Here is a 265-nt window from a genome sequence, read left to right on the forward strand (position 1 = left end):
GGCCAGGCCAATGCCAACATGTGCCGCTACCTGTTCCCCGAGCGCAGCGTGGCGGAACATGAAGCCTTTGCCGAGCGCAAGGAAGTGCGCTTTCGCCAACTCTCCCCGCAACTGATGCCCATGCCCGGCCTGCTGCGCCTGCTGGATTTTGCCCAGGAGCACGGCATCGGCGTGTGCGTGGTCACCAACGCGCCCCGGGCCAATGCCGAGCACATGCTCGAGGTGCTGGGCCTGCGGCAGCGCTTCCAGACGGTGCTGGTGGCCG

At 67.2% G+C, this 265-nt stretch carries 1 protein-coding gene; it reads left to right on the plus strand.

All coding sequences use genetic code 11. The annotated features are described in order from the left end of the window. A partial coding sequence (locus SB756_RS31080) for an HAD hydrolase-like protein (protein ID WP_410913371.1) occupies positions 1 to 265 on the plus strand: 265 nt, incomplete at both ends.

Source organism: Pseudomonas sp. SIMBA_068, from assembly GCF_046534705.1.
GTDB classification, from domain to species: Bacteria; Pseudomonadota; Gammaproteobacteria; order Pseudomonadales; family Pseudomonadaceae; genus Aquipseudomonas; species Aquipseudomonas putida.